At 41.6% G+C, this 14,101-nt stretch carries 12 protein-coding genes; 1 reads left to right on the top strand and 11 read right to left on the bottom strand.

All coding sequences use genetic code 11. The annotated features are described in order from the left end of the window. Window positions 1-147: 147 nt before the first annotated feature. From csrA to PLANO_RS00540, 6 genes are all read right to left on the bottom strand, one after another. Complete coding sequence (gene csrA, locus PLANO_RS00565; RefSeq protein WP_008431704.1) at window positions 148-372, bottom strand: carbon storage regulator CsrA; 225 nt, start codon at window positions 370-372, stop codon at window positions 148-150. 3 nt (window positions 373-375) lie between these two features. After that, a complete protein-coding gene (gene fliW / locus PLANO_RS00560) occupies window positions 376-831 on the bottom strand; it encodes a flagellar assembly protein FliW (protein ID WP_038702000.1) in 456 nt (151 codons plus the stop codon). Window positions 832-1,041: 210 nt separating this feature from the next. Then, entirely contained in the window at window positions 1,042-1,497 is a 456-nt protein-coding gene (locus tag PLANO_RS00555; RefSeq protein WP_231554740.1) for a hypothetical protein, read from the bottom strand. A gap of 102 nt (window positions 1,498-1,599) precedes the next feature. Next, window positions 1,600-3,447 carry an adenylate/guanylate cyclase domain-containing protein gene (locus tag PLANO_RS00550; RefSeq protein WP_038701998.1) on the bottom strand — a complete coding sequence of 616 codons (1,848 nt, stop codon included), beginning with the start codon at window positions 3,445-3,447 and terminating at the stop codon, window positions 1,600-1,602. A gap of 10 nt (window positions 3,448-3,457) precedes the next feature. Continuing rightward, complete coding sequence (locus tag PLANO_RS00545) at window positions 3,458-3,802, bottom strand: DUF3307 domain-containing protein (RefSeq protein ID WP_038701996.1); 345 nt, start codon at window positions 3,800-3,802, stop codon at window positions 3,458-3,460. Beyond that, window positions 3,799-4,950, bottom strand: coding sequence for a GAF and HD-GYP domain-containing protein (locus PLANO_RS00540; protein ID WP_038701994.1), 1,152 nt, complete (start codon window positions 4,948-4,950; stop codon window positions 3,799-3,801). The genes PLANO_RS00545 and PLANO_RS00540 overlap by 4 nt, the downstream gene beginning before the upstream one ends. A gap of 407 nt (window positions 4,951-5,357) precedes the next feature. Between PLANO_RS00540 and PLANO_RS00535 the strand changes: the two genes are divergently transcribed. Then, on the top strand, window positions 5,358-7,175 hold the full coding sequence (locus PLANO_RS00535) for a putative bifunctional diguanylate cyclase/phosphodiesterase (protein WP_038701992.1): 1,818 nt from the start codon (window positions 5,358-5,360) through the stop codon (window positions 7,173-7,175). 38 nt (window positions 7,176-7,213) lie between these two features. Here PLANO_RS00535 and PLANO_RS00530 read toward each other — a convergent pair whose 3' ends face one another. From PLANO_RS00530 to cdaA, 5 genes are all read right to left on the bottom strand, one after another. Continuing rightward, window positions 7,214-8,035, bottom strand: a complete 822-nt coding sequence (locus PLANO_RS00530; RefSeq protein ID WP_038701990.1) for an STAS domain-containing protein — start codon at window positions 8,033-8,035, stop codon at window positions 7,214-7,216. A 134-nt stretch (window positions 8,036-8,169) separates the two neighbouring features. After that, complete coding sequence (glmS, locus tag PLANO_RS00525) at window positions 8,170-9,972, bottom strand: glutamine--fructose-6-phosphate transaminase (isomerizing) (RefSeq protein ID WP_038701988.1); 1,803 nt, start codon at window positions 9,970-9,972, stop codon at window positions 8,170-8,172. Window positions 9,973-10,828: 856 nt separating this feature from the next. Further along, window positions 10,829-12,178, bottom strand: coding sequence for a phosphoglucosamine mutase (gene glmM / locus PLANO_RS00520; RefSeq protein ID WP_038701986.1), 1,350 nt, complete (start codon window positions 12,176-12,178; stop codon window positions 10,829-10,831). Window positions 12,179-12,235: 57 nt separating this feature from the next. Next, the gene (locus tag PLANO_RS00515) at window positions 12,236-13,204 is read right to left on the bottom strand and encodes a CdaR family protein (RefSeq protein ID WP_038701984.1); all 969 of its coding nucleotides are present in this window, start codon (window positions 13,202-13,204) and stop codon (window positions 12,236-12,238) included. Next, window positions 13,197-14,033: a diadenylate cyclase CdaA gene (gene cdaA / locus PLANO_RS00510; protein ID WP_038701982.1), complete on the bottom strand. Its 837-nt coding sequence runs from the start codon at window positions 14,031-14,033 to the stop codon at window positions 13,197-13,199. The genes PLANO_RS00515 and cdaA overlap by 8 nt, the downstream gene beginning before the upstream one ends. Window positions 14,034-14,101: the final 68 nt, after the last annotated feature.

Here is a 14,101-nt window from a genome sequence, read left to right as displayed (position 1 = left end):
GGGCTTTACCAAATGTTTAGTGTTTTTTGAAAAAAGATTTAGAAACTTTTTTGCGCCCGCGCGGCAGCCACAATTTGAGGAACAATTAAGTCTGCCACCGTGGAGCGATAGGCATAGAAAAAACCTGCAAATTCTGCAGGCTTCGAGCTATTTCTTTCGCATACTCAAAAAATCACTCAAGTTGATAACATTTGACGTGGCTTGTTTGTTTTCTTCTTGAATTTCTAAATACACTTCTTTTCGGTGGATGGTGATTTGCTTTGGTGCGTTGATGCCAAGACGCACCATGTCGCCTTCAATTGACGTGACTGTGATTTCAATGTCGTCGTTGATGACGATGGTTTCGCCTTTTTTGCGTCCGAGTACTAACATCTTCTACACCTGCCTTGCAGCGGTGTTGTCTGCTTGGAATAACGCCTGTTTGATCTCGTAGTCTTTGTTGTTCAAGACAATTTGCATGCCTCGCTGTTTTTTGTTATTGATGATGAGGGGTGCTTTTAAGTTGGTCGTGGCACTGCTGATGTCGCCTTTAACTGTTACTGTCGTTAAGACGATGGCATCTGTCGGCTCTTCTAGTTGAAGCCGCTCCACCATTTGCTCTTCTAGCTTGATGTCGTAGTCTTTGAAAAACGTAAACGGATCGACTAAGAAAAAGCTGACTTCCATCTGCTCTACTGACTGTAAGAAAAAGAATGGCGACTCGCCTTCTGCGTCTGCTGGGATTAATATATAGTCTTTAACCTCTTCAAATCCTGGAATGCCTTTATCAAATGTAATGACACGTTCTTCTGCGATTTCTACTTCCCCAAATTGCTCTGTTTGAATTTTCATATGATACTCTCCTTACCCTTAAAGCGATTTTTTTATATTGGATTTATCTGTTAACTGCTTTTGACAAATGTTCTTCTTCAAATATCATAAACCTATAATCATAATCGTCCACTAAGCAAAATGCTTTTCTATATTCTTGTCGATTGGGACTAGAATAATAAGCATCAACTCGTTGAAGCTTTTCCTCAAGATCAAAATAGCGATAAATCATTAAAACGGTTGAATTTTGAGTGCTGTTTTTTTTTTCACTAACTCGTTGAGTATATGTATCCGCTCAACAGACTCTACAAATTGAATACCTATTACATTGTGAGGAACAAAACCTTCTTCTGTTTCCGCGAAAAGCTTTTCTATCGTTTCGACATCTTTACTCAATAAGTTTTCTCTTTCGAGATGCAGAGCCAGATATTGATATTCTTCCCTACTTTTTCTTGCATCCCATTTCCACCAAGATAAATCCATCGGTCTTGAAAATCCTTTGAGTTTATCCTTCTTACCATCTTCAACAAAAGCATCGAACCCCAACATTTCACCTAACTCAGCAAAATGGTTTATTTCTCTCTGAGTAAACATCGAAAGATTGTGCTGCTCGGACAAGTTCATTCTTCGATAATTCCGAACATAACCTTCGAAAAACTGCATTAAATTTAAGGATTGCTTCTCCACTTAGATAGCTCCATTCTGTATATCTACCTAACAAGACCTCACTAACAAAAAATGCCGATTACAATAAAGATATCTCAACAGGCATTTAGTAACAATCAATTTTTATCTATTGGAAACTACTTGACTCGCGAGTTCTTCCACTACTAAACCTTTCGCTAACCGAACCCGCACCAACTCCACTGCGGCATCAATGCCTTTTAACTCGGCTGAAAACTCTTCTAGCTCTATACCAGCGCTCGCAAGCAACATCGCTGATTCGGGTTGTGCGAGTACTCTTTTACTAAGTACAATATCTCCGCCTTCGCCTTGCCCTTGAATGCGCGCCGCGATGTTTACGGTGCGTCCGAAGTAATCGAGGCGGTCGTTGGAATTCACAGCAATCGCCGCTCCGCTGTATAACCCAATTCGCAAGACGAGTGCTTCTGTTGCTGTCTCGTTAAATACTGCTAAATTTTTCTGAATGGCGAGCGCCGCTTTCAACCCGTCTTCAGGCCTATGGAAAATTGCCATGACCGCATCACCAATGGTTTTAACGATACTTCCTGAATTTCCAGCAATATGGTCAGCTAAAAAGTCAAAATGATTGCGAACTTGCCCGTAAGCACTCGAGTCTCCTGCTGTCTCGTACAGCGTTGTCGAGCCTTTTAAATCGGTAAACAAGATCGTCACGTGTCCCACGCTGATTTTCTGACCGGGTGACAAGACTTCCGATGAAAACAAGTCTCTGAATTCCTGCATCGCCGTGACTTTCGCGGCGGTTACGGTTTGCGTCGTCCAGTCTGCGTTTTCTAACGCCACGACGATGTCTGCGCTGCTCGAGTTGGTCACAGCAATGTCAGCTTCTCCAGACACTAGCTCTTTTGACCACCCGTGGTCGGTGTAAACAAGCGGATGGGATTCTCCGTTCTGTTTGATGGCCACTTGGTGATTGGCTTGAATCACACGTAAACGAAAGGCTTCTTCATTTTGAGGAACCTTGAAACTCTTGGTTTCGCCTGACACGATAATTTGTTGCGCTTGGATATGTGGCGTGATGGTAGGGCCACCCACACAATATACTTCTGCATACGCTGTTCGCACAGCAGGGTGTACTGAAAAATTAAGTTCGACAAATTGATCAAAATCCGCATCGTAATTGACTCCGCATAAATCACAGTGAAATTGCTCTTCTAGTTCTGACAGTGAGCTGTGTTCCTCTTTTGAAACGCGGCAATTCGGACAAATGACATTCCAACTCAGGTTTAACATCCCCACTTTTGTGGCGTACAGCAAAACACGTAAGGTTTCGTCTACATCCGCTCGCCAATGGTTTGCGAGTTGCACCGGTTCGATTTGTGCAACGTCTCTGTTTTCACGGTCGATTAAATAATGATGCAACAACTTCACATAGTTTTGATCTACCGGTGACTTAGCAAGTAGCGCTGATAATCGCTCTAATTCAGGTAAATTGACTTTGGCATCGTTTGGCTTTTGTGGAGCTTCCGATATTCTTTCCGCTCCGGACGCCAAATAGTCATTTAAATAAACAATCATTTTTTTAACAGCGGGAACGCCATTTGCTAAAGCACCAACGTAGCCTGCCAGATTTAGCGGTAAAAATGTTGCGGTTAATTTTATACGCGTGCCGCCATCTGTTGTATCAAATAACTCTGCTTGCATGCTGTACTGTTTTAGAGGACCTGATAAATAGCGACGCTCCACAATATAGCTTTCGTATTTTTGCCATTGAAACGGAAACTCTTGCCACTTTAATGCCACCAACCCCAATAATTTGGCTTGTGCTTCTCGGTAAAAAACTTCCGCTCCTTGTTTTGTGGCTGGACTGAATGTTACGGGAAATAACCCAACATAAGCGTTCATACGGTTATTATCTGCTAACAGCTGCCAAACCATTTTTCGGTCGAGTGCCACTGTTTTTTCAAGTACGTAAGTTTTAGTGTTGAATTTCATGTTTTCACTCCTAAGAAATCGCGATGGCAATGGCTAGTAATAGGATATGGAAAATTTGGTCTGCCATAATCGACAGCCACACTTTCTCGGGGCCTTTAGCGGTTTGAACCTGTTTTACCCAGAACATAACAAAGGTTTTCCGGTCTAATACAATATGACCTAGAAATACGATGGCGAGAGCAGAAAAAGATAATCCACCTGACAGCATGCCAAAGATCGCAATAACCGCTGTATAAATGGATACATGCGTTAATAACGGCAGCCATTTGGTTGCTTTATTCTTCGCCATCCAACTTGTTTGCAGTAAAAAATCGCCGATTAAATGGCCGATCAATAATAAATCAAACTGATTCATAGATGGTAGCCTCTTCCTTGATGCGCTTCATATTGATCGATTTTAAAATCACAGCCCTGCAATATGCCGGCAAATGCATCGACTACTCGGCTGTCGAACAAGGTATCTTTGCAGCGAAGCAATTCTTCCACACCAGAGGCAAAAGATGCACCTTTACTATACGAACGTGCTGTTGTCATTGCGTCAAACGCATCTGCTACTCCAACAATTCGTGCAAAAAACGGAATGTCTTCTCCTATTAAGCCGTGCGGATAGCCGGAACCATTTAATCGTTCATGATGCGACATGGCAATTTGAATGGCGTGTACCATGGCACCTTTTGGTTCGATATTAGATAAAATATCCGCTCCGATAATGGTATGACGTTTAATTGCGTCGTATTCGTCATTAGTTAAACGATCAGGCTTTCTCAAAATGTCATCCGGTATACCAATTTTTCCAATGTCGTGCAATAACGCCGCTTTATACAATTCTTCACAAGTTGGTGTGTCATACCCGAGCGCCTCAGCAATCCACAACGAATACTTTGCTACTCGCTCTGAATGACCCGCTGTATACGGATCGCGCGCATCTAATACTTTTGCCAGTGTCCGGATCATGCTCAGCAACATGCGCTGCAATTCGTCGTACATTTGGCTATTGTGTAAGGCCAGCGCCGATTGGTTGGCAAGCGCTACGGCTAAACTAATGTCTTGTTCCGAGAAAAAAGCAATGTTCTTTTTATTTAATAATTGCAAAGCACCGATTACTCGTCCTTTTACGGTTAGTGGGACAGTGATCATCGACTTGGTGACAAATCCACTAGAATGATCTACACGATTTGCCCAGTTGGGATGAATCGCAACGTTTTCAATTAGCTGAGCTTCGCCTGAGCCAATAACTTTGCCGACAATGCCTTCATCGATTGCTAGTTCAATGTTAAGAATATTTGAAGAGGACGGCCCGTACGCAGCCTCTACTCTGATCATTTTTCGCTCCTGGTCGACTACCCATAACGTTCCTGCTTCGGCACCGACTACTTGCACCATCTGAAGCAAAATGCTTTGGAGCACCTCGCCCATTTCCAAATTTGAATTTAATTGCTTGGAGGCTTCTAGTAACATCACCAATTCTTGCACTTTGGATTCTAACTCTTTTATTTGTGTCATGAAACTCCTCCGATAGCTTTTATCTTGATTGTATCTTGTCGATCATAGCTTGATACATAATTTTATGCAATAATCCCTATTTTTTAATAAAAATAAAAAATATAGTAAATTATTTGCTTTTATAGTTAAGATTTTTTGACTTTTTAAAATCATTTTAAGCTATACTTGTTTTTGTAACAGATAGGAATTTATCTCTTTTATACTTTTCTCTTCTACAACCTTTTCCAACAAACCTTAATCGAAATAGTTATTGTTCTAAAATTAGTATTACACTGTTATATCTCATGCTATATTATTAGTTTATAGATAGTTTTATGATATGATATGTAAACAATAAACAGCAATTTGGTTAACCTTCTAAACTAAGCTCATCACACATCATTTCGTAAAGGAGGCTCTTCTTTTTCATGGTATCGCTTTTACCTTCTAGTGATTTGTTTATATTGCTCTTATCCTTTATTTGTTTAGCACTCCTTTTATTACTTATATTACTCTTTGTATATATTCGAAATATCCAGAAGCTCAAACTTAAACATAATTCCACTGAATTAGAGTTAAAGTTCGAATCGGTATTCGAATCTACCTCCGATGCTGTGATCGTTGCTGATCAACATGGCATTATCTTGCAGTGGAATTTAGGTGCTGAGACAATTTTTGGTTTTAGTAAAAAAGAAGTAATTGGCGTTAACCTAGAAATTATCATTCCGGAAACTTTAATCGAAGGTCATCGTAAGGGCTTACAACGTTATATCGATACGGGTGTCCCTACTGTTGTTGGCGAAAGCATTGAATTGGTCGGCCGTCGCAAAGATGGACAAGAGATTCCGATTGAAATGTCTATAGGTACATGGAAAACAGATGACGGATTGTTTTTCAGCAATATCATTCGCGACATCTCAGAACGAAAAGAAACGGAAGAAAAAATTAATCGTCTTGTGTACTTAGATCCTTTAACCGGCTTACCGAATCGTCGTTTGTTTAGCGATCAATTAGAATCAGAGCTCCAAAAAGTAACTGACAGCATCCACAACTTTTCTGTATTGTATATCGATTTAGACCATTTTAAGTTGATCAATGACACCTATGGACATTACACAGGTGATCAAATGCTGATCGAAGTGGCCAAGCGGTTCCAGAGCATTGCTCATGTTGATGATACAATTTCTCGCCTTGGTGCAGATGAGTTTATATTGTTATTGCCGAATACTGATAGTTTTAAAGCAAGCGTTCATGCACAAAAAATAATAGAGTTGTTTAAACAACCGTTTCGCTTCCAACAAGAAGATTTATTTGTAACCCCTTCCATCGGCATTAGCATTTTCCCAACTGACGGAACTGATTTGGATAGCTTAGTAAAAAATGCGGATATCGCCCTTTCACAAGCAAAAAATCTAGGAAAAAATAATTTTCAGTTTTTCACAGAAAAATCAAACCAAATTGCCCTTCGAAAATCGAAGCTGGCCATTGATATTCGCAAAGGCTTGGACAACGGTGAATTTTTTATCCATTATCAACCGCAAGTTGATTTGAAAACGGAAAAACTAGTCGGTGTGGAAGCTTTAGTTCGCTGGGTCCATCCGAAACTTGGGAATATCTCACCCGGTGAATTTATTCCTGTGGCAGAAGATACCGGTAGCATTATTCAAATAGGCGAATTTGTATTGCGCGAGGCTTGTCTTCAAAACAAGTCATGGCAACAGGCAGGTTTGCCATATTTTCGCGTCGCGGTTAATATTTCGTCTCATCAATTTTCCCGATGCAATTTGATGGAAACAGTTGATGTGGCACTTTCTGAATCTGGACTCGATCCTAAATATTTAGAGCTTGAACTGACTGAGAGCATTATTCAAAGTTCTACTAGCGCCCTTGCGACGATGCAAAAACTAAAAGCCATGGGCATTCACTTATCGATCGATGATTTTGGAACCGGCTTTTCATCGCTCCGTTATTTAAAACTATTCCCAGTCGATACGTTGAAAATCGACCAGTACTTTATTCGTAATATTATTACAGATCCAAAAGATGCATCACTCGTTGATACCATTATCAAAATGGCCGATAACTTACAATTGAACGTTATCGCTGAAGGTGTTGAAACAATCGAGCAGCTCGAATTTTTGAAACAAAAAAAATGCAATCAAGCGCAGGGCTATTTCTTTAACCGCCCGCTGCCACCCGAAGAAATCGAACTGCTCTATCAACCAGCAGCTTCGCAAACTGACTAAAAAAAGCCACCTCCTTCGCTTGAAGGACGTGGCTTTACTTATTTATTCACACTTTCTAATGCTTGTTTCACCGTAGCATACGTCTCTGCATCGAGCATATCAATCCCGCTCCGAACAATTGCTTGGACAAGGTCTGGTCGCAGTCCCGCTATAATAACATGAATGCCCATCAATTGAAGCGTGCCGCCAATTTGCTGAAGCGATAGAGCTACATGATCATCAATCGTCAAAACACCGGAAAAATCGATAATTACGTGACTCACATTTTTCTCCGCAACTCTTGGAATGACATCATTCATAATATGGGCAATCCGGTAACTGTCCATCACCCCGATTAATGGCAGCACTACAACATCGTCTAACACCGGCACAATGGGTGCTGATAGATTTAATAGCTCGACACGCGTTTCCGCTTGCTTGCTTTCCGAAAGTCGTTCGTACGCATAAAAAGTCTCGTTTAAACTGACATCGAGAACTGCATTGATCGCACGAATCGCTTTGGCGCTTTCGACAACCGTTAAATCAAATTCCACGCTCAAACGCGTAAAGATCTCTGAAAACACTTGGCGCGTTGCTGGGTAGCGAACGACAATCGCCGAAATGGCGCCACCTGAAGCTACTTGCATTTCCGCATTTTCCTTACTCCACGCAATTAAAGCTTCAGGAACTTTAATTTGTCCACCGTCGAGAAGAGCTTGTCCAAAAAATCCAAGCAACTGAACATACATAGCCGCAGCCCGCTCTTTTTCCCACTCCGGAATTGTCAGGTTCATTTCCTGCACAACCGATTTAACCACTTCCGCTGACAACGATTCAGCGTTTTCACTTATGTACCTGGAAAAATCATTAAAAGAGGACATTTGTTTCACACCTTTTCTTATGTTGCTTTAATTATACCATTTACTAAGACAAAGAATGGCAATTAATCACCAATATTGGGTATCAAAAAAATGCCCTTTTGGAATGTATCCAAAAGGGCATTTTACAAAAGCTATTATTCAACTGTTACTGATTTCGCTAAGTTACGTGGCTTGTCAACGTCACAGTCGCGGTGAAGCGCTGCGTAATAGCTGATCAACTGCATCGGGATAACCGATACAAGCGGTGATAGCAATTCGTTCACTTTTGGCAAGACAAGGCTATCGCCTTCTTCTTGTAAGCCCTCCATTGAAATGATACAAGGGTTTGCTCCGCGTGCCGCTACTTCTTTCACGTTACCACGGATGTTCAAGTTTACCGCTTCTTGCGTTGCAAGTGCGATTACTGGCGTACCTTCTTCGATCAATGCAATTGTTCCGTGTTTCAATTCGCCACCAGCAAATCCTTCTGCTTGGATATACGAAATCTCTTTTAATTTCAATGAACCTTCAAGTCCAACGAAATAATCCATTACGCGGCCGATAAAGAAGCAGTTGCGTGTTGTCGACAAGAAATCTGTCGCAATTTGCTCCATTTCTTCTTTTGAATCGACTTGTGCTTGAATCGCATTGGCAACAATTCCAAGTTCTTGCACCAAGTCAAATCCGATATCGATGCCACGTGCTTCAGCTGTTACAGCTGCTAAAATCGACAACACAGCCAATTGCGCTGTATATGCTTTTGTAGAAGCAACCGCAATTTCAGGGCCTGCAAACAACAATAACGTATGGTCAGACTCACGTGAAAGTGTAGATCCTGCAACGTTTGTAATTGTTAATGACGCATGACCCATCTCTTTGATTTTCACCAACACTTGACGGCTATCCGCTGTCTCACCTGATTGAGAAATAAAGATGAACAATGGATTTTCCGATAACAATGGCATGTTATAACCAAATTCACTTGATACATGCACTTCTACCGGAATGCCTGCTAGTTTTTCAATATATTCTTTACCAATTAATCCAGCGTGGTAGCTCGTTCCAGCCGCAATAATGTGAATACGGTCAGCCGCTTGCATCGCTTCTAAAATTTCAGGTTTGATTGTCAATTTATCATTTTCATTTTGATATGCTTGAACGATTTTGCGGACAACTGCTGGCTGCTCGTCAATTTCTTTCAACATATAATGCGGGTATGTGCCTTTTTCAATATCGCTCATGTCAATTTCTGCAGTGAACGGCAAACGGCTAACCGACTTGCCATCCATTGTTAAAATATCGACACTGTCTTTGCGAACGATAACGATTTCTTGGTCCATCAATTCAACAAACTGATCAGTCAATTGCAACATTGCCATTGCATCTGATGCGATAACGTTAAAGTCTTCGCCAAGTCCAACTAATAGCGGGCTTTTGTTTTTCGCTACAAAAATCGTTTGTTCTTCTTCAGCATCAAGCAACGCAATCGCATATGAACCCTTCAATAAAGTAAGAGCTTTAGTAAATGCTTCTTGAGTTGTCATGCCTTCTTCAACAAATTTACCAATCAATTGAACGATAATCTCTGTATCCGTATCTGACTCCATTTCCACGTCAGCCAAATAATCGCGCTGAATGTGGTGATAGTTTTCGATTACGCCGTTATGCACAAGTGTAAAACGGTCAGAAGTGTTTTGATGCGGGTGAGCATTCGCACGAGTTGGTTTACCGTGAGTCGCCCAACGTGTATGGCCGATTCCAGTTGAACCCATAACATCATTTTCGACAACGCCGCGTAAATCCGCGATACGTCCTTTTTCTTTAAATACTTTTACGCCACTGCCGTTACGAACTGCAATTCCTGCTGAATCATAACCGCGGTATTCCAAACGCTCTAAGCCTTTTAACAAAATTTCCTTTGAATCATTTTCACCAATATATCCTACAATTCCACACATAATTAAATTCCTCCATTTGTTTAAATCAAGTAAGTGTTTATGTCTTTCGCAAACACTTTTGTTTGAGCCTATCCATCTTGTTGTCCAATCGATCGCTCGATTGTTTTAAGAATGGACATCACGACCAGGCTTCATGGCCGGAAGGGATCCGCCGAAAATTCGATACTCCTTCTCCTCGTCTACTAGAGATGACTTGTCCGTCCAATTTCTCCAGTACAGGCGCTATAATTGTTTTTCTCTCACTCAACTTCTATCCTCCTTTTCCAGTGGTCGTAAACCGACTTTACTATCATACAGTCTCAACACAATCACGTCAATTAAAGCAGATAGTCATTTAGGTCTATTTTATCACCTTTTTCCGTATACTGGTCTATTTGTCTGCCTATATCCATTATCTCCACTTTAAAAATTTGATGTAATATGGATTGTTGTTAGTTTTATCGCTTTTGCTATTTCTAAAACCACTCTCCTAAAAGCTATGTAGCAAAATAGCGGAGACTCCCGCGGGATAGCGAAGTGCCGAAATCCACTCGGGCGCATAGCCCGAGTTAGTTCGGCGCAAGCCCGCAGGAAAGCGTAGCTACTTTGCGGAATAGCTAGAGAGCTACACTCAGAAGAAAGCGTCCGCCTGGAGCGCTTTCTTCGTTTACCCTTTCCACTCATTTACCCAAAAACTCGATTAAAGAACCAACATAACTAAAAAAATAAGCTACCTTCGTATTTGGAGAAACATATCGCTCGATTCCCACCCCACGGAGTCGTGCGATAAGCTTCGGAAAATACGTTTATCCAACACTCTTAGACAAACAAAAGCCCGTAAGCAAAGATGCTCACGGACTAGAAACCTTTGATTTGATTAGTTTAAACCCATTTCGCTGCGTACAACCACTGCAATGCGTTCTACATAGTTTTCGCAGTCTTCTGCTGAAGCTGCTTCTACCATAATACGTACCAATGGCTCGGTACCTGAAGGACGCACAAGCACACGGCCGTTGCCATTCATTTCTGTTTCAACTTCTGCAATAACTTCTGCCACTTTCGCATTGTCTGTTACCGCATGTTTATCCGTCACACGAATATTTACAAGCTTTTGTGGGAAAATCGTCATTTCAGACGCCAATTCAGACAACTTCTTGCCAGTAATTTTCATGATATTAACCAACTGAAGACCTGTTAACAAGCCATCACCCGTTGTATTGTAATCAAGGAAAATGATGTGACCTGATTGTTCGCCGCCCAAGTTGTATTCATTTTTCCGCATTTCTTCTACTACGTAACGGTCACCAACAGCTGTTTTGTTGCTCTTCATGCCATGGCTTTCCAATGCTTTGTAAAAGCCCATATTGCTCATTACCGTTGAAACAACTGTATCTTTTTTCAAACGACCTTCTGAATACAAATGCTTCGCACAAATGTACATAATTTGGTCGCCGTCTACGATATTTCCTTTTTCATCTACTGCAATCAGGCGATCGCCGTCTCCATCAAATGCTAAGCCAATATCTGCACCTTTTTCAAGGACCAGCTCTGCTAATTTCTCAGGATGCGTAGAACCTACTCCAGCGTTAATGTTCAAGCCGTTTGGTGAAGCCCCCATTGATGTGATGTCTGCATCCAAGTCAGCAAATACATGCGTCGCGAGTGTAGACGTTGCACCGTGTGCACAATCAAGCGCTACTAAGATGCCGTCGAATTCTTCATCAACTGTTTGTTTTAAGTATTGAAGGTATTTTTGTCCGCCTTCAAAATAATCCGTAATGCTTCCAAGATCGCCGCCAGTTGGGCGTGGCAAAGTGTCTTCATCGCTATCTAGTAATGCTTCAATTTCTGCTTCTTGTGCATCCGACAATTTAAAGCCGTCTGAACCGAAGAATTTAATGCCATTGTCTTCTACAGGATTATGTGAAGCTGAAATCATCACGCCCGCTTCTGCACTCATGACACGCGTCAAATACGAAACGCCTGGAGTACTAATAACGCCGAGGCGCATCACTTCCGCTCCAACAGATAATAGTCCGGCAGCCAAAGCGCCTTCTAACATTTCACCTGAAATTCGTGTATCACGGCCAATCAGTACTTTCGGTTTGTCTTTCGCGCTTTGTGTTAAAATATATCCACCTATACGTCCTAATCTAAAAGCTAGTTCAGGTGTTAGCTCGCTATTGGCAACTCCTCGTACTCCATCAGTTCCAAAATATTTTCCCATTTAACTATTCGCTCCTTCAGTCAGTTGCTACTATTTTTTTAGTTGTTTTTTTATTTATTAGTCTACTGGTAGCTGTGCAGAATCATCACTTAACACTTCTGCTTCTACCGTTATTTGAGCTGGTGAAACTGCTGAAGCGCCAGACGGAATTTTTAACTCGACGTCTATTGTACTATCTTCAGCTGTGATGCTTTTTGCGTCCGCTTCCACTACATATTCTGTAATTTCATCGACCACTGTTTTCGGACCGAAAATCCGGATTTCGTTGGTGGCTGTAGTCCAGTTGTTGATACGAATTCCTGCTCGAACTTCTCCAGTTGGTTCAATTCTAACAGGTACTGTTTTGCTGTATTCGACAACTTTCACAGAGACTTCAACTTCTTCCGGTTCGATTTCCGCATTTTCCAGTTTCGTTAAATCTTCTGCTAGTACACGTACACTTGCCGGGGTTGTAAAAGATTCACTTACACCTTGCTCTCCGGAAACCGTGGCTTTTACAAAGCTGATTGCGTCGATCATACTTTTAGGTCCTGTCACAATAACAGTTTCTGGGTCGACCGTGACTTTATCTAAAACAAAGCCTTCTGCCAGCATGCGATCATTAATATCTGGGTCAATCCGGAATTCCTGCGAGACCCGCTCTTCAATTACTACATTGACAAAAGCTGGATCTACACGCGTTGTTAATTGTTCCGAGACATTTTCAGTTTGAATCGGGACTTGGTGTTCGCCGAGCGGCAAATTACGCAAATCCACAAACAACGTAAAATCTTCTAACTGTCGAGCAGCTTGAACAATGCTAACTGCACCCGTTAAATGCAAGTCAGCCGTTTTTGGCACACCGCTAACCATGAGATCATTATCATGGTATACCTCAATTTCTACATCTTCAATCACTTCCGACACGCGACTCGTGTCCGTTGACCCCGTGGAATTGTCATCCGCTTGAACGGAGAAAAACAAAAGGAAGGCTAACAACAGCGCCGTAATACGTAAAAACCAGCGATTGTCCATCATCTTATCCATTCTTTTTCCTCCTCCAATTCCACCAAGAAGAAGCGACTTCTTGCTGTGCTACGCCGAACCAAATCCGGCGCAGCTTTACTTCAAAGTCTTCAAGTGATAAATTACGGTGCAAATCACCATTTGCTGTTAAACTAATGGCGCCTGTTTCCTCTGACACGACTATTGTAATCGCATCGGTTACTTCACTAATGCCAAGAGCGGCACGGTGACGTGTTCCAAGCTCTTTTGAAATAAACGGACTTTCAGACAGCGGCAAATAACAAGCGGCTGCGGCAATCCGGTTTTTTTGAACAACTACCGCTCCATCGTGCAACGGCGTATTCGGAATGAATAAATTAATCATCAGTTCAGATGTCAGGTCTGAATTCATCGGTATTCCCGTTTCAATATATTCGCTCAAACCAGTTTCGCGTTCAATCGATATTAATGCTCCGATTCGACGTTTGGCCATATAACTAACAGACTTGGACATTGCTTCGATCAATCGGTTGCGTTCAGATTCTTCGTTCAACGTACTGCTGGAGAACAATCTCCCACGACCAAGCTGTTCAAGTGCACGACGCAGCTCTGGTTGGAAAATAATAATGATTGCTAAAAAGCCCCATTCCAATACCTGTTGCATAATCCAACCCAGTGTTTCTAGGTTGAGCGCTTGCGTCACGAGGCGTGCAATAATAATGACAAAGATTCCTTTCAGCAATTGAACGGCTTTTGTCCCTTTGATGACTGTTATCAATTTATAAACAACGAACCAAACCAATAAAATGTCGATGATATTCCCTAGAAGTCTAAATGATGTTTGGTCTGTTAAACTTTCAAAAAAAGGCATCTGCAACCCTCGCTTTTCTACATCTGCATATACATTTAGTATATCACAAGTGAATTGGGCTTGCCTTC

The organism is Planococcus sp. PAMC 21323 (assembly GCF_000785555.1).
Lineage (GTDB): Bacteria > Bacillota > Bacilli > Bacillales_A > Planococcaceae > Planococcus.
Note: the sequence above shows the minus strand (reverse complement) of the source record. Positions and strands in the feature narration are given on the sequence as shown.